The 15,544-nt window shown below is 70.5% G+C and carries 14 protein-coding genes; 6 read left to right on the forward strand and 8 right to left on the reverse strand.

Features of this window, described 5'->3' with window-relative positions; translation table 11 throughout:
* Window positions 1–56 precede the first annotated feature (56 nt).
* From C4V41_RS12175 to C4V41_RS12200, 6 genes are all read right to left on the reverse strand, one after another.
* The gene (locus tag C4V41_RS12175) at window positions 57–1,808 is read right to left on the reverse strand and encodes a DEAD/DEAH box helicase (protein ID WP_200823920.1); all 1,752 of its coding nucleotides are present in this window, start codon (window positions 1,806–1,808) and stop codon (window positions 57–59) included.
* A 124-nt stretch (window positions 1,809–1,932) separates the two neighbouring features.
* On the reverse strand, window positions 1,933–2,544 hold the full coding sequence (locus tag C4V41_RS12180; RefSeq protein ID WP_146103632.1) for a hypothetical protein: 612 nt from the start codon (window positions 2,542–2,544) through the stop codon (window positions 1,933–1,935).
* Between the two features lie 703 nt (window positions 2,545–3,247).
* Window positions 3,248–4,543 carry an MFS transporter gene (locus C4V41_RS12185; protein WP_235030076.1) on the reverse strand — a complete coding sequence of 432 codons (1,296 nt, stop codon included), beginning with the start codon at window positions 4,541–4,543 and terminating at the stop codon, window positions 3,248–3,250.
* A gap of 115 nt (window positions 4,544–4,658) precedes the next feature.
* Entirely contained in the window at window positions 4,659–5,591 is a 933-nt protein-coding gene (locus C4V41_RS12190) for a zinc metalloprotease (protein WP_103955940.1), read from the reverse strand.
* Window positions 5,592–5,669: 78 nt separating this feature from the next.
* Complete coding sequence (locus C4V41_RS12195; protein ID WP_103955941.1) at window positions 5,670–5,930, reverse strand: DUF3039 domain-containing protein; 261 nt, start codon at window positions 5,928–5,930, stop codon at window positions 5,670–5,672.
* Between the two features lie 98 nt (window positions 5,931–6,028).
* Window positions 6,029–7,624, reverse strand: a complete 1,596-nt coding sequence (locus C4V41_RS12200) for an MFS transporter (RefSeq protein WP_103955942.1) — start codon at window positions 7,622–7,624, stop codon at window positions 6,029–6,031.
* 144 nt (window positions 7,625–7,768) lie between these two features.
* Between C4V41_RS12200 and C4V41_RS12205 the strand changes: the two genes are divergently transcribed.
* Complete coding sequence (locus C4V41_RS12205) at window positions 7,769–8,383, forward strand: TetR family transcriptional regulator (RefSeq protein ID WP_160150255.1); 615 nt, start codon at window positions 7,769–7,771, stop codon at window positions 8,381–8,383.
* On the opposite strand, the gene C4V41_RS12210 is transcribed toward C4V41_RS12205, so the two are convergent.
* Window positions 8,380–8,958, reverse strand: coding sequence for a YqgE/AlgH family protein (locus C4V41_RS12210; RefSeq protein WP_103955944.1), 579 nt, complete (start codon window positions 8,956–8,958; stop codon window positions 8,380–8,382). The genes C4V41_RS12205 and C4V41_RS12210 overlap by 4 nt on opposite strands.
* A 110-nt stretch (window positions 8,959–9,068) precedes the next feature.
* Here C4V41_RS12210 and C4V41_RS12215 point away from each other — a divergent pair, with 110 nt between their 5' ends.
* On the forward strand, window positions 9,069–9,575 hold the full coding sequence (locus C4V41_RS12215; protein WP_103955945.1) for a hypothetical protein: 507 nt from the start codon (window positions 9,069–9,071) through the stop codon (window positions 9,573–9,575).
* Window positions 9,576–9,577: 2 nt separating this feature from the next.
* On the opposite strand, the gene C4V41_RS12220 is transcribed toward C4V41_RS12215, so the two are convergent.
* Window positions 9,578–10,198 carry a TetR/AcrR family transcriptional regulator gene (locus tag C4V41_RS12220; protein WP_103955946.1) on the reverse strand — a complete coding sequence of 207 codons (621 nt, stop codon included), beginning with the start codon at window positions 10,196–10,198 and terminating at the stop codon, window positions 9,578–9,580.
* Between the two features lie 67 nt (window positions 10,199–10,265).
* On the opposite strand from C4V41_RS12220, the gene C4V41_RS12225 reads away from it, so the two are divergent.
* The 4 genes from C4V41_RS12225 (at window position 10,266) to C4V41_RS12240 (ending at window position 15,528) form a co-directional block, all read left to right on the forward strand.
* Window positions 10,266–11,648 (forward strand): MFS transporter, encoded by a 1,383-nt coding sequence (locus tag C4V41_RS12225; RefSeq protein WP_200823921.1) that lies wholly within the window; start codon window positions 10,266–10,268, stop codon window positions 11,646–11,648.
* Between the two features lie 10 nt (window positions 11,649–11,658).
* Entirely contained in the window at window positions 11,659–12,408 is a 750-nt protein-coding gene (locus tag C4V41_RS12230) for an IclR family transcriptional regulator (RefSeq protein WP_103955947.1), read from the forward strand.
* A 94-nt stretch (window positions 12,409–12,502) separates the two neighbouring features.
* Window positions 12,503–13,966, forward strand: coding sequence for a glycerol kinase GlpK (glpK, locus tag C4V41_RS12235; protein WP_103955948.1), 1,464 nt, complete (start codon window positions 12,503–12,505; stop codon window positions 13,964–13,966).
* Window positions 13,967–13,977: 11 nt separating this feature from the next.
* Window positions 13,978–15,528, forward strand: coding sequence for a glycerol-3-phosphate dehydrogenase/oxidase (locus C4V41_RS12240; RefSeq protein ID WP_103955949.1), 1,551 nt, complete (start codon window positions 13,978–13,980; stop codon window positions 15,526–15,528).
* Window positions 15,529–15,544 lie beyond the last annotated feature (16 nt).

The following is a 15,544-nucleotide window of genomic DNA, read 5'->3' on the forward strand; positions in this document are numbered from 1 at the left end:
GCCCCCAGCACCCAAGTCTCCAGAGGGACCTCAGCCGAAGTGCGGCGGGGAACGGGTCAGCGGCGCTGGGTGGCCCAGCGGCGGATGGTGTCGATGCGCTCCTGGATCTGCTCGGCCGTGGCCTGGGCGATAGGCGGCCCACCGCAAGCCCGGCGCAGGTCCGAGTGGATCACCCCGTGCGGCTGCCCCGTGCGATGGTTCCAGGCACCGACCAGCCCGTTGAGCTCACGCCGCAGCTCCGCGATCTGCTCGTGCGGAGCCAGCACCGGCTCGGCCTCCTGGGCGGGCTGCTTGCGCTTGGCGGCCTGCTGGTCAGACTGGCGCTTGCGGAGGAGCGTGGCCACCTGGTCGGGCTCCAGCAGCCCTGGCAGGCCGATGAAGTCTTCCTCCTCGGCCGAGCCGATCTCCGCGCCCGTGCCGAACTCGCCGCCGTCGAACAGCACCCGATCGAACGTGGCCGACGTCTCCATCGTCTCGAACGGAAGCTCGTCGCCCAGGACGTCGGGATTGTCCTTCTGGCGGTTGGCGTCGTCGAGGAGCGAGTCGTCGAGGCCGTCTTCAAGAGGCCGCTTGTTGAGCACGTGGTCGCGCTCCACCTCCATCTCGTTGGCCAGCCCCATGAGCGTGGGCACCGAGGGAAGGAAGACCGAGGCCATCTCACCGCGCTTGCGGGCACGCACGAAACGGCCCACGGCCTGGGCGAAGAAGAGCGGGGTCGAGGTCGAGGTGGCGTAGACGCCCACGCACAGGCGCGGGATGTCGACGCCCTCCGAGACCATGCGCACGGCGACCAGCCAGCGCTCCTCGGAGGCGGCGAACTGCTTGATCTTCTTGGAAGCGCCCGGGTCGTCCGACAGGACCACGGTGGCGCCCTCGCCGGTGATGTTGCGCAGGTGACGAGCGTAGGCGCGGGCCGTCTCGTGGTCGGTGGCGATGACCAGGCCACCCGCGTCGGGCACGCCTCTGCGCACCTCGGTGAGGCGGCGGTCGGCGGCCTGCATGACCTGGCGGATCCAGTCGCCCTTCGGGTCGAGCGCCGCCCGCCACGCCTGGGAGAGCTGGTCCTTGGTGAGCGGGGTGCCCAGCGTCGCGGCGATCTCGTCGCCGGCGCGGGTGCGCCACTTCATCTCACCGGAGTAGGCCAGGAAGATCACCGGCCGGACGACCCCGTCGTCGAGGGCCGGCCCGTAGCCGTAGGAGTAGTCGGCGACACTGCGCTTGAGGCCCTCAGCGTCCTCCTCGTAGCCCACGAACGGGATCGGGTTGTCGTCGGACCGGAACGGCGTCCCGGTGAGCTGGAGCCGGCGGGTGGCGGGCTCGAACGCCTCGCGCACGCCGTCGCCCCACGACTTGGCGTCGCCCGCGTGGTGGATCTCGTCGAAGATGACGAGCGTCTTGCGGTTTTCCGTACGGGCTCTGTGCAGGGCCGGATGCATGGCGACCTGCGCGTACGTCACCGCCACGCCGGTGTAGTCGCGCGAGGTGGCACCCTGGCTGTTCTTGAACTCCGGGTCGATGCCGATGCCGACCTTGCCGGCGGCGTCGGCCCACTGGCGCTTGAGGTGCTCGGTGGGCGTGACGATGGTGATCGCCCTGATCACCCCGTTGGCGAGCAGCTCGCTGGCGATGCGCAGGGCGTAGGTCGTCTTGCCCGCGCCCGGCGTCGCCACGGTGAGGAAGTCACGCGGCTCGCGCCTGAAGTAGAGGTCGAACGCCTGCTGCTGCCAGGCGCGCAACTTGGGGGCGGTGCCCCACGCGGCCCGGTCAGGGTATGAAGGCGACAGGTGGGACGCGGCGAAGGTGCTCACCGCATCACCTCTGGGGTTCGTGTGCTTCGCTCTCTCACAGTGACCCAAGAGTAATCGGGCCCACCGACAAGACGTGCCGTGAGTTGAGGATTCTGGCCAAGGTCTTTCTCACGTGCTATGTGGCTTATCTGAGGCTGGTCATCACTGCGTCGAGCGCCTGTCTCCTGCTGTTTTCCTCGGGCTGGAGCAGTCCGACGAGCAGTACGGCAGTGTCCTGGCGAGTGAGAAGCATCACTCTGAGGAACGCGGGCCGGTTGACCACATCCTGATATTCCGCCCGTAGGGCGCGTGTGTACCCATCGGGCATCGGCCGGTCCTCGACGATGGTCACGCGGTCGCCTTTGAGCAGGAGCCTGGAGTACAGCTCCGCCGCCTCCGCCGTGGCCTTCTTGGCGTCCTTCACCGCCCCCGGCACCGGTCTGGCCATGATCAACCCGCCGTCCCCGTCCCTGACGACCGAGGTGAACCCCGTGACCGGCGCCACCGCCCCCTCGGTCCACCCTTGTGGCAACGTCGCCGTCACCCCGGCCAGCGAGTCGCTCAGCCGCCCCGTCTCGACCTGTGGCGCGGTGAACCGCAGCACCACCACCGTCGCCCCCGCCACCAGCCCCGTCCCGGCCACCAGCGCCACCAGCACGCCCGCCCAGCGCCGCCACACCCCGCCGCCGTGCTGCCCCGGGTCCGCCGGAGTGCCGTAGAGACGGGCGGAAGGGGGCAGCGCGTCCCGGGGGCCCACGTCGTGGTCCAGACGGCGGATCCGGGGGCTCCAGGGCTCCTCCGGTTCGAGATCCAGAGGGTGCGGGCGCCGATCGGATTCCGTGAAGGCCCAGCCGGGCGCCAACGGGTCGGGCTCCGAGAAGCCCCGGCCCGGCGCTCGCGGAGCAGGGCCGGGCTCGGGTTCGGGTTCGGTGAAGGGCCGGCTCGCCGATCGGCGGCCGGGTTCGGGTTCGCTGAGGGGCCGCCCCGCTGCTCGCGGACCGGGACCGGGCTCTGTGGAGGGCCGGCCCCATGCTGACGGGCCACGGTCGCGTTCCAGGGCGCTCGCGCGGTCCCGCCATCCCCGGTACGGCTCCCCGCCACGACGCGCGGGCATCGTGTCATCGGGGGCCGGGCCGTCCGGGGCGTCCGGGGCGGCGTCGGCTGTGGCTGGAGCCGTGGGCCCAGGGGCTGTACCGTCCGAGCCCCGACTGCCCGAGCCCCAGCCGTCCGGGGCCCGGCCGCCTGAGGCCGTACCGTCCGAGCCCCGGCTGCCCGAGCCCCGGCCGTCCGGGGCCAGGCGGCCGCTGGGGGACGGGTCGGGCGGACGGCGGTGCCTGGGTCCCGGTTGAGGGGGCCAGACACGGTGATCACCCTCCATGGCACCTCCTTGCCCGCTGTCCTATCACTCCTCGCGACAAGGATCAGGCGATTCGTGATCGCTGTGGCAGGAGGGACGGAATTCAGCGGGTGCGCCCGGCGAGCAGCGTGGCGGACAGCCCGATGGCCGCCATGACGGCGGAGATGACCATGAACCCGGTGGCGATCTCGGCGGGCGCGTGCCCGATCACGTTCACCAGCGCGCCGGCGACCCCGATGGCCACCGCCGCCCCGAGCTGGTCGGTCACCGACAGCGCCGCCGAGTTCGCCCCCTGCTCGTGTACGGGCGACTGCTGCAGGGCCGTGACGCTGACCGTGGTCATGCCGAAGCCCATCCCGAAGCCCGCCAGGATCCACGCCGGTACGGAGATCCACCCGGTCACCCCGGGCAGGACGGCGAGCGAGCCGATCAGGATCGCGACCGTGATGCACCCGGCGCCCAGCCGGATCCGCCTGTGGGCCCCGGCCGCGCGCCTGCTCTGCAGGAACGACCCGCCGGACCAGCCCAGCGCCCCCGTCGTCAGCGCGATCCCCGCCGCCGTCATCTCGAAGGACTTCACCTCCTGCAGCGCCAGCGGGATGAAGGCGTTCACCCCGAAGAAGGACGCCGAGAAGAACCCGCGCATCATGACGGTCGTGGGCAGCCCTTGAGCGAACCGCAGCGCGCCGGGAGGCAGCAGCCGGTACAGGCCGTAGAGCAGCAACGCCAGCCCCGCCACCGTCTCCACGACCGCGGACGGGAAGTGGGTGTGCAGCCGGTCCACGCCGTGCAGCAGCAGACCGGCCCCGCCGGCCGTGGCGGTGGCGGCCAGCGTCATCGCCACCGGCCTGGACCGCGGCCCGCTGCCGGGCGCCGCCTTTTCGCCGGATCCCATGCGCAGAGCGGGTACGAGCATCGCCAGCGCCGGTACGACCAGCGGGATGATCCCGTAGAAGACGAAGCGCCACCCCCAGTGGCCCGCGACGAACCCGGCCACCGCCGGGCCGACCATGGCGGGCACCACCCAGGCCGCGGAGACGGCGGCGAACGCCTTAGGGCGTACCTCCAGGGGGTAGACGCGGACGATCATCACGTACAGGGCCACGATGGCGGCGCCGGCCCCCAGCCCCTGCACGGCCCGCGCCACCAGGAACATCCCCGAGGACGTCGCCGCCCCCGCCAGCGCCATTCCCGCCACGAACAGCACCACCCCGGCCAGGAACGGCACCGGATAGCCGCGCCGGTCCGACCAGAGCCCGGCCACCACGTTCATGAACAGGCTGGCGATGAGGAAGGCGGAGAAGCTCAGCCCGTAGAGGTCGAGCGCGTCCAGGTCGTCGGCGACGTCCGGCATCACGACGCCGACCGACATGCCCTCGAAGGCGATCAGCGTGATCACCAGGAGGATGCCTAAGGTGGCCGTGCGGTATTCGGGACCGAGGAGGCCAGGGGGTCGGTGTGGAGTGTCGAGTGCCTTTGGTGCTGTCACCCACGTATCGTAATTTGTCGGAAATCTAGGTGACAGTCGCGTCCCGGTACGCCACCCACATCCCCCGCATGCGCTCCGCCTGCCCGGCCGTGAACTCCGACATGCACCGGTCGTGGGCGTAGTCCATGAAGTTGTGCATCGGGTCCTGGCCCTCGTGCGCGGTGCAGGTGTCCTTGCCCTCGGGGCACTCCTCGGTCGGCTTGGCCTCGGCCGGGGTATCGCCGATGCCGTCGCCGGGCTCCGCGCAGCCGTTCTCGAACGTGTGGAAGAGCCCGAGCCAGTGCCCGATCTCGTGCACGCCGGTGAAGCCGCGGTTGTAGTTGGTCATCGCGCCCCCGGGCAGGCTGCGCCAGTCGATCACGACGCCGTCGAGTGCGGGCGCGTCGGCGTACCAGTAGGGGTAGCCGGCGAAGCCCAGCATGAGTTCGCTGAGCTGGGCGATGTACAGGTTGAGGGTGTTCGCCCCGCCCTGGTGCAGCGCCTGCTTCATGGCCTTCTCGGAGCCGACGGGGTCGGCGAACCAGGCGCCGTTCTCCTTGACGGAGATGCCGTCGAGGCGGAAGCGCACGCCGGTGTCGACGCCGCCGTACCGGCCGCCGTACGCGGCGTTGAGCGTGTCGATCTGGGTCCTGATCGCCTCGTCGGAGACCTGCCGCTGCCCCCTGGCGATGACGTGCACGCGCGTGGGCACGGTGATCTGCGCGGGCGGGGCCGCCCCGGCGAGCCGCCGTTCGAGCTCGGCCATGACCTTGGCCACGTCTTCCGGCTTGGGCGAACGCGGCCCGGGCGGCCCAGGCGTCCCCGGCCTTCCGGCCGCTTCCAGCACTCGCGGCGCTCGCGGCGTCACCGTCGCATTCCGGGCGCACCCGGCCGCCACCGCGGCGCCGGGCCGGAGCGGCGGTGTGAACCCGGCCGCGAGCAGGCATGCCAACGAGACGGCGGTCACGCGCCGGGCCATGCAATCCCCCCATTACGGTTTGAGCTGGTCTGGCTACCGACCGTAGCTCTACGCGCGGGGATTACCGCTCAGCAACACTCACTGCTTGTCGTCGCCGCCCTCGCCGCCACCGGGAGGCAGGCCCTCGTAGATCTCCTTGCACTCCGGGCAGACCGGATATTTCTTGGGATCGCGGCTGGGCACCCAAATCTTGCCGCACAGGGCGCGGATGGGCGTGCCCGTCACCATGCTCTCGGTGATCTTGTGCTTGTCCGCGTAGTGGGCGAACCGCTCGTGGTCGCCGTCGCCGTGCGACGTCTGCGGAGTGGTCTCCTGCTTGGGGAGGATCTTCGTGCTCACCCCATGAAGTTTATGCCCGGACGCGACCGGCCCCGGCACAGCGGTACGGCCCCCGCCAGGCGTGGCGAGGGCCGTACCGAAAAACCGGAAAGCGGGGATCAGCCCATGTGAACCGGCGCGCCCTCGGTCTTGCGACCGGCCTTGACGAACAACGTCAGCGCGGCCGTGAGCAGCGCGATGCCGGTGCTCACCAGGAAGGCGAGGTGCATGCCGTCCATGAAGGAGCTGTGCACGGCCGTCCTGACCACCTCGGGCAGGCCGGGAGGCGCCGAACCGAAGGCGGCGGCCTTCTCCAGCCCCGCCAGTTGCTCGGGCGTCATCGCCTGCGCCGCCGGGCCCAGGTAGCCGGGCAGCTTGGCGGAGATCTCGGCGGCCATCACGGCGCCCAGGATCGCGGTGCCGAGCGCGCCGCCGACCTGCATGGCCGACTGCTGCAGACCACCCGCGACCCCGCTCAACCGCACCGGCGCGTTGCCCACGATGATCTCCGTGGCGCCCACGAAGACCGGCGAGAGGCCGAAGGCCAGCAGGACGAACGGGATGGCGCTCTCGATGAACGTGGCGTCGATGCTGAGCTGCGACATGAGGAACATCGAGATCGCGGTGATCACCAGACCGGCCGCCATCGTGATCTTCGCGCCCAGCCTGCCGATCGCCATGCCGGCCAGCGGCGAGGCGAAGATCATGCCCGCGCTCATGGGCAGCATGCGCAGACCGGCCTCCAGCGGCGACAGCCCGTGCACGCCCTGGAAGAAGAAGCCCAGGAAGAACATCGCGCCGAACATCGCGAACGCGACCATCATCATCAGGACGGTGCCGATGGAGATGGAGGGGTTCGCGAACAGCGAGAGCGGCACCAGCGGCTGGCGGGCCCTGGCCTGCCAGAAGATGAACGCGCCGATCAGCACCACGAACGCGGCCACGAAGGTCAGCGTCGTGCTGTCGCCCCAGCCCCACTCGGGGGCCTTGATGATCGTCCAGACCAGCGAGAACATCGCGCCGGACAGCAGCACCACGCCGAGCCAGTCGATGCGCGCCAGCGTCTTCGCGCGGTTGTCCTTGATCAGGAAGATGCCCATGACGAGGGCGATGATGCCCACGGGGGCGTTGATGAAGAAGACCGACTCCCAGGTGGCCCGCTCGACCAGCACGCCGCCCACGATCGGGCCGGCCGCGCTGGACAGGCCGATGATCGCGCCCCAGGCCCCCATCGCCTGGTTCAGCTTGTCACCGGGGAACGCGCTGCGCAGCAGCGCCAGGGCGGCCGGCTGCAGCAACGCGCCGAACAGGCCCTGCAGCACGCGCAGGCCGATCAGCGCGCCGATCGGCGAGAGGCCGGGAATGATGTCCGCGAGCTCGGCGCTGAGACCGATGCCCACCGAGGAGACCGCGAAGCCCGCCACACCGATCAGGAAGACCCGCTTGTGCCCGAACAGGTCGCCCAGCTTGCCCGCGGTGATCAGGAAGACCGCCAGCGCGAGCAGATAACCGCTGGTCACCCACTGCAGATCCGACAGTGACGCCTTCAGGTCCACCTGGATCGACGGGTTGGCGATGCCCACGACCGTGCCGTCCAGCATCACCATGATGACGCCCAGGCTGACCGCCAGCAGCACGAGCCACGGATTGCTCGCCGCCCCCGTCTTCACCGGGCTGGGCGGTGGCGGCGCTTCGACCGCCTTCGCGTTAGCCATATCGTCCCCCTCAGTACACAACGCATGGATCTCGTAAGTCTCCGGCAATGTATGACAGTGACTGACATATGACAAACGACTTTTAAAAGTCGTCCTATGACTTATGGCACACTGTGACAGAAGCGTTTCGAGGGAGTGACCGCAGTGGGTCTGAGGGAACACAAGAAGGAGAAGACGCGCCTGGCGATCCTTGACGCCGCGCTCGACCTGTTCCTCGAACAAGGATACGAGGCGACCACCGTCGAGCAGATCGCGGGGGCGGTCGAAATCTCCCCCCGCACGTTCTTCCGCTACTTCACCAGCAAGGATCACCTGGCGTTGTGGTTCCACGATCACGGCGAGGGGATCATGCTGGAGACCTTGGAGGGCCGGCCCGCCGACGAGCCCCCGTTCACCTCGCTCATGCACGCGCTGCGCGCGGTGCTGGCCGACGTGCAGGCTTCAACACCCGAGGAGGCCGCCCGGTTCCTGAAGCTGCGGCGGCTGATGGACGGTCATCCGCACCTGATCGGCCGGTCGGTGGCCAGGGGGGCGAAGACCGAGCGCCACCTGGCCGAGCTGATCGCCGCCCGCAGGGGCGTGAACGCCGACGAGGACCAGCTCTCGCACCTGATCGTGGCGTTCGCCATGTCCACGATGCGGGTCGGCTTCGAGTGCCCGCACCACGACGGCACCCTGCCGGAGATCGCGCGGCGGATGACCGAGAGCATCGACCTGGCCGAGCGCTCCCTGCGCCCCGGCTGGGACCTCCGGCACTAGTTTTGAGTCGGGTCGTCCGGGCAGGTCGCCACGAAGGCCAGCTCGCCCGGCTGGCGGCGCAGCACGTGGCGCCACAGCGAGCCGGGGTTGGCGTGGAAGGTGTCACCGGCCTCGGAGTCGACGACGTACCAGGCGCCTTCGGCGATCTCGCTCTCCAACTGCCCCGTCGTCCAGCCCGCGTATCCCGCGAAGATGCGCATCTGCGCGATCTCCCCCTGCAGGATCTCGGGCGGCGCGTCCAGGTCCACCGTGCCCAGCCGTGAGACGGCCTCGGTGCCCGAGTGCAGCCGGCGCCAGCCGAGTGGTTCTTCACCGCTCGGCACCGCCGCCAGCGCGAGCGCGCTGTCCGTTTGCACGGGCCCGCCCTCGAAGAGCACGGAAGGCCCTGTCACCAGCGGATCCCACACCGGGAGCACCTGCGTCACGGAGATGTCGCTCGGCCTGTTGAGCACCACTCCCAGGGTGCCGCCGTCGTGGTCGTGTTCGAGGATGAGCACGACGCTACGCCGGAAGTTGGGGTCGTCGAGAAGCGGCGTCGCCACCAACAACCCGCCGACGTAGATCGCTTCCGCCATACCTCCATCATGAAGGCTCCCGGGGGGTCCGCGCTCCCCCAGGCCCCCGATGTTACTTTTCGCGGTCAGATGGGCACTTTAGGTAGCAAAGATCACGCTCGGGGGAGCTCATGCGCATCGGTACCCGTCTCGTCCTGGCCGCCCTGCCGGCGAGCGCCGCACTGCTCCTTCCGGCCGCCGCGCAGGCGTGGCCGAAACCGGACCCGGGCGACCCGTTCACGATGACGGTCGACGAGGCGGGCTGCCGTTCCGGCGAGGCGGCCGTCACGCTGCACAACCAGACCCGCCGGCTCGTACGCTTCGACCTCAGATCAGATGGTACGAGCATGGCGAGCGGCTCGATCCCGGCCCTCAAGACCATCGTCAGGCACGTGCCGGTGCACAAGGGCCGGCACGCCGAGCTGGAGGCGTACGAGGTCACCGACGACCACCCCGAGACGCTCATCGACTCCACCCGCGTCAAGAACGACTGTCCCTGGAGCCGCCGCCACGGCCACCTCCCCTACACCGGCCCGCCCGCCGACCTCATGGGCAGGCTGGCCACCGCCGGCGGCCTCGTGGTGATGGGCGGCATCCTGTGGTGGTACGGCTCCATCTGGCCGCGCTCGACCATGTGAGCTCAGTCGGGCGTGGTCACGAAGGCTCCGGCCCTGGCGGCGGCCAGCGTGCGCGCCACCGACGCCTCGGCGACCGCCAGCGTCACCGGCTCCCGCGTGACCACGAAACGGTAGTAGAGCGGGGCCGAGATCGCCCGGATCACCTCGTTGGCGTTGGTCCCCTCGGGCAGCTCACCCCGCTTGACGGCCAAATCCACGACGATGGCCCACTCCTCGATGCGGCGCAGGTAGAAGGCGCGCAGCGCCTGCTCGGCCTGCTCGTCGCAGGTCGCGGCGGCGATCACCGCCTGGAACGTGGCGCCGAGCCGGTCGTCGTTGAGCGCCTCCATCACGGAGAGGGCGTTGGCCAGCAGGTCGGCCTCGACGCCACCCGTGTCGGCATGCGGCATGGACTGGTTGGCCAGCTCGTTCATGAGGTCGGCGACCAGCCCGGCGGTGCTCTTCCAGCGCCGGTAGACCGTGGTCTTGCCGACCCCCGCCTTGGCCGCCACCTGGTCCATGGTCAGGCCGTGGAAACCGTGCTCGACCAGCTCGTCCTGTGTGGCGTCCAGTACGGACGCGCGCACCCGCGCGGTACGGCCCCCCGGCCGCACGGTTCCCGCCAAACGGGAAAGTTGTTCCATTAAGGCTCCTCATCGTGCTACCGTCATGCTCATCTTAACGGAACTCTTATCCCATTAGGGAGATGACATGACCATCCTGACCGAACGGGCCCGGCCCGATCGGATGACCACCAGGCAACGCCTGGTGCTGGTGCTGCTGCTCGGCTCGCAGTTCATGCTCGCCGTCGACTTCTCCATCCTGAACGTGGCCCTGCCCGTCATAGGTACGGGTCTCGGGTTCGCCCTGGCCGACCTGCAGTGGGTGGCGACGGCGTTCGCGCTCGCGGCGGCCGGGTTCACGCTGCTGTTCGGCCGGATCGCCGACCTGTTCGGGCGGCGCAGGATGTTCTTGCTGGGCATGACGCTGCTCGGGCTCTCCTCGCTCGCGGGAGGGCTGGCGACCTCGCCGGGGGTGTTGCTGGTGGCCAGGGTGGCCCAGGGACTCGCCACCGCCATCGTCACACCGGCCGGGCTGTCGCTGCTGACGACGTCGTTCGCGGAGGGGCCGCTGCGGGCTCGGGCGCTGGGGCTGAACGGGGCGTTGATGTCGGCCGGGTTCACCTCTGGCGCCATTCTAGGCGGACTCCTCACGGAACTGCTGAGCTGGCGGTGGGCGTTTCTCGTCAATGTGCCCGTCGCGCTGGCCGTGCTGGTCGCGGCACCGGCGCTGCTCCAGGAGAGCCGCCCGCCCGACCGGCCGAAGATGGACGTACCGGGCGCGGTGACCGTGACGGCCGGCCTGCTGGCGCTCGTCTTCGGGCTGACGCGGGTCGGGGAGCACCCTCCGCAGGGGGTCGTCGCGCTGGGCCTGGGGGCGGTGCTACTGGTGGCGTTCTGGTTCGCGGAGCGGCGCTCGGCGGCGCCGCTGGTGCCGGTGGCCATCATGGCCAGGGCGAACGTGAAGTGGGGCAATCTGGCGGGGCTGATCGCGTTCGCCACCGAGACCTCGCTCGTGTTCGTGCTGACGCTCTATTTGCAGGAAGTGCTCCGCTATTCGGCGCTGGCCACCGGGCTGACGTTCGGCGTGCTGGGGCTCGGCACCGTGCTGGGCGGCGTGGTGGCGCCGCGCGTGCTCGGCGCGCTCGGCACCGGCAGGGCGCTGTCGGCCGGGTTCGCGGTGCAGGCCGCCGCCACCGCCTCGCTGGCGCTGCTGGGCGCCGGGACCGGGTGGATCTGGCTGCTGCTCGTGGCCACGTTCGTCGGCGGTGTGGGGAACATGGTCGCCATCGTGGCCTTCATGGTGACGGCCACCTCCGGCCTGCCCGACTCCGAGCAGGGACTGGCCACCGGGCTCGCCACGATGACCCAGCAGATCGGCATCACGATGGGCATCCCGATCATGAGCGCGGTGGTCACGGCCGCCATGGGCACGGTGCTGCAGGGCGTGATCGTGGCGGTGCTCGTGAACGCCGCCCTCGCTTTCGCGGGGCTTCTGCGACCGCGTTCGGCAATACCGAACCAACGGCGGTAGGGTCCGGGGTGTGGGAGAGACGATTCAGTCGGTCGAGCGGGCCGCCGCGATCCTGCGGCTGCTCGCCTCCGGCCCCCGCCAGCTCGGGGTGGCCGAGCTGGCCAGGGCGCTGGGCCTGCCGAAGGGCACGCTGCACGGCATCCTGCGCACCCTGGTCCGCGTCGGGTTCGTCGAGCAGGACGACACCACGGGGAAATACCGCCTCGGCGCCACGCTGCTCCACCTCGGCAGCAGCTACCTCGACGTCAACGAGCTGCGCACCCGCTCGATCAACTGGGCCGACGCGCTGGCCGGGCGCAGCAGGGAGAGCGCCTGGATCGGCACCCTGCACGAGGGCCACGTGCTGGTGATCCACCACGTGTTCCGGCCCGACGACAGCATGCAGACGCTGCAGGTGGGTACCTATCTGCCGACCCACGCCAGCGCATTGGGCAAGGTCCTGCTGGCCTACGACCCCTACGGCGAGTCGCTCGCCCCGCCACTGACGGCCCACACCAAGCACACGCTCGTCGATCCGACGGCGCTGGAGGCCGAGCTCGGCCAGGTCAGGGCGCGCGGATGGGCGGCCGAGATGGAGGAGCTGACTGAAGGTGAGGTGGCCATCGCCGCGCCCATCAAGGATCCGCGCGGCCTCGTGGTGGGCGCCATCGGCATCCGGGGCGCCGTCGAACGGCTCGCCCCCGGCGGTGACCTGCACATGGAGTTCGTCTCGTACGTCCGCGACGCCGCCCGCGCCATCACCCGCGACCTCGCCCGATGAGACTTGAACCCGGTCGAGCGAGCAAATACCATTCGTTCGACATTGTCGAACCATTCAGCCGAACCACCTCTACCCGAGTGCTAGTGAGGAACCCGTGCCGCACTACGTCGCAGCCATCGACCAGGGCACCACGTCCAGCCGGTGCATCGTCTTCGACCAGGCCGGGCACATCATCTCGGTCGCCCAGCGCGAGCACCGCCAGATCTTCCCCAAGCCGGGCTGGGTGGAGCACGACGCGGACGAGATCTGGCAGGCCGTGCAGGGCGTGCTCGCCGAGGCCGCGACCGGCCTCGACATAGCCGCCCTGGGCATCACCAACCAGCGCGAGACCACCGTGCTGTGGGATCGCGCGACCGGCCGCCCGGTCTGCCCGGCCGTCGTCTGGCAGGACACCAGGACCGACGCGCTCACCCGCGCGCTGGCCGAGCACGAGGGATTGTTCAAGGAGAAGGCCGGGCTGCCGCTGGCGACCTACTTCTCCGGGCCCAAGATCCGCTGGCTGCTCGACGAATACGACCTGCGCGACCGGGCCGAGCGCGGCGAGGTGCTGTTCGGCACGATGGACTCCTGGCTGCTGTGGAACCTCACCGGCCGCCACATCACCGACGTCACCAACGCCAGCCGTACGATGCTGATGAACATCCACACGCTGGCCTGGGACGACGAACTGCTGGCCGCCATGGGCGTGCCGCGCGCGATGCTGCCGGAGATCCGGCCCTCCGCCGAGGTCTACGGCCACACCGCGGACGGCGTCCCGGTGGCCTCGGCGCTCGGCGACCAGCAGGCGGCGCTGTTCGGGCAGACGTGCTTCGCGCCCGGCGAGACCAAGAGCACCTACGGCTCGGGTAGCTTCCTGCTGATGAACACCGGCCAGGAGCCGGTCGTCTCCAAGCACGGCCTGCTGACCACCGTCGGCTACCAGATCGGCGACGGCCCGGCCACCTACGCGCTGGAGGGCGCGATCGCGGTCACCGGCTCGCTGGTGCAGTGGCTGCGCGACAACCTGGGGCTCATCTCCAGCGCGGCCGAGATCGAGACGCTGGCCAAGACGGTGGACGACAATGGCGGCTGCTACTTCGTACCGGCGTTCTCGGGGCTGTTCGCGCCGCACTGGCGATCCGACGCGCGCGGGGTGATCGCGGGGCTGACCGGGTTCGTCAACAAGGGGCACATCGCGCGGGCGGTGCTGGAGGCCACGGCCTGGCAGACCCGCGAGGTGGTCGACGCGATGAACGCCGACTCGGGCCTCGACCTGACGACGCTGCGCGCCGACGGCGGCATGACCGCCGACAACCTGCTCATGCAGACGCTCGCCGACGTGCTGAACGTGCCGGTGATCCGGCCGATGGTGGCCGAGACGACCGCGCTCGGCGCCGCGTACGCCGCGGGCCTGGCCACCGGCTACTGGCCCGATCTCGATACCCTGCGCGCCAACTGGCACAAGGCCGCCGAGTGGCGCCCGGCGATCGACGAGCCGGCGCGCGAGCGCGAATACCGCAACTGGAAGAAGGCCGTGGCCCGGACCCTCGACTGGGTCGAGCAAGAGGTCGAGCACTAGGGAGTATGGCAATGACGACCGTGATCGGCACCGACCGGGCAGAGATCCGCCACGAGCTGGCCGCCACCACCTATGACCTGCTCGTGATCGGCGGCGGCATCCTGGGCACCTCGGTGACCTGGATGGCCGCGCAGGCCGGGCTGCGGGTGGCGATGGTCGACGCGGGCGACTTCGCCGGCGCCACGTCCAGCGCTTCCTCCAAGCTCGTTCACGGCGGTCTGCGCTACCTGCAGACCGGCAACGTCAAGCTGGTGGCCGAGAACCACCGCGAGCGGCGCGCCCTGGCCGCCGACATCGCGCCGCACCTGGTCAAGCCGCTGACGTTCCTGGTGCCGATCTACAAGGGCGGGCCGCACGGGGCCGCCAAGCTGGGCGCCGGCGTGTTCCTTTATTCGGCGCTGTCGGTGTTCGGCGACGGCGTGGGCAAGGTGATCACGCCGCACCAGGCGCTGGCCAAGGTGCCCGCGTTGCGTACCGAGGGGCTGCGCGCCGCCGCCGTCTACGGCGACCACCAGATGAACGACAGCCGGGTCGCGGTCATGACCGTGCGGGCCGCCGTGGACGCGGGCGCCACCGTGCTCAACCACGCCGAGGTCGTCGGGCTGCGCAAGACGTCCGGCAGCGTGACCGGCGCCGAGCTGCGCGACCGGCTCGACGGCACCGAGTTCGGCGTCTCCGCCCGCCTCGTCCTGAACGCCACCGGCCCCTGGGTCGACCACCTGCGGCGCATGGAAGACCCGGACGCGGCGCCGAGCATCCGGCTGTCCAAGGGCGCCCACCTGGTCCTGCGCCGGCACGAGCCGTGGAAGGCGGCGCTGACCACGCCGATCGACAAATACCGGGTGTCGTTCGCCATCCCGTGGGAGGACCACCTGCTGCTGGGCACCACCGACGAGGCGTACGAGGGCGATCCGGGCGCGGTGCGCGCCACCGACGCCGACATCGCGCAGATCCTCGACGAGGCCGGGCACGCGGTGCGCGACTCGCAGGTCAGGCGCGAGGACATCACGTACGCGTTCGCGGGCCTGCGGGTGCTGCCCGGCGGTCCCGGGCAGGTGACGGCGGCCAAGCGGGAGACGGTCCTGACGCGGGGCACGGGCGGCATGTTGTCGGTGGCCGGCGGAAAGTGGACGACATATCGCCACATCGGCAAATACGTCCTCGACATCCTCGCCCACCTGCCCGGCCGCCCGCTGGGCGACGACCTGGCCGACATCCTGCCGGCCGTGCCGCTGCCCGGCCTGGCCAGCCCCGACGCCGTGGCCATGCGGCTGTGGACGGACCGCGACCCGGGCACGCGCATGGACCCGCTGGTGGCCAGGCACCTGGCCGGGCACTACGGATCGATCGCGTTCGACCTGTCCCGCCTCATCCGCGAGGATCCCGCGCTCGGGGAGCGCATCCATCCGGACGGGCCGGACATCTGGGCCCAGGCGGTCTTCGCCCGTGACCACGAGTGGGCGGCCACGGTCGACGACGTCGTACGCCGCCGCACCACGCTCACGGTCCGTGGCCTGGACACGCCCGAGGTCAGGGCCCGGATAGCCGGCCTGCTCAGCTGACGTACACGGGGTAGGG

The organism is Nonomuraea solani, assembly GCF_900108335.1.
Classification (GTDB): domain Bacteria; phylum Actinomycetota; class Actinomycetes; order Streptosporangiales; family Streptosporangiaceae; genus Nonomuraea; species Nonomuraea solani.

What these genes read in the sequence shown, in the direction of transcription:
- C4V41_RS12190 (WP_103955940.1), bottom strand. Translation starts at nt 5,591, where the DNA reads ATGGCCCGGCGCGTGACCGCCGTCTCGTTGGCATGCCTGCTCGCGGCC.
- C4V41_RS12200 (WP_103955942.1), bottom strand. Translation starts at nt 7,624, where the DNA reads ATGGCTAACGCGAAGGCGGTCGAAGCGCCGCCACCGCCCAGCCCGGTG.
- C4V41_RS12210 (WP_103955944.1), bottom strand. Translation starts at nt 8,958, where the DNA reads ATGGCGGAAGCGATCTACGTCGGCGGGTTGTTGGTGGCGACGCCGCTT.
- C4V41_RS12215 (WP_103955945.1), top strand. Translation starts at nt 9,069, where the DNA reads ATGCGCATCGGTACCCGTCTCGTCCTGGCCGCCCTGCCGGCGAGCGCC.
- C4V41_RS12220 (WP_103955946.1), bottom strand. Translation starts at nt 10,198, where the DNA reads ATGGAACAACTTTCCCGTTTGGCGGGAACCGTGCGGCCGGGGGGCCGT.
- C4V41_RS12225 (WP_200823921.1), top strand. Translation starts at nt 10,266, where the DNA reads ATGACCATCCTGACCGAACGGGCCCGGCCCGATCGGATGACCACCAGG.
- C4V41_RS12240 (WP_103955949.1), top strand. Translation starts at nt 13,978, where the DNA reads ATGACGACCGTGATCGGCACCGACCGGGCAGAGATCCGCCACGAGCTG.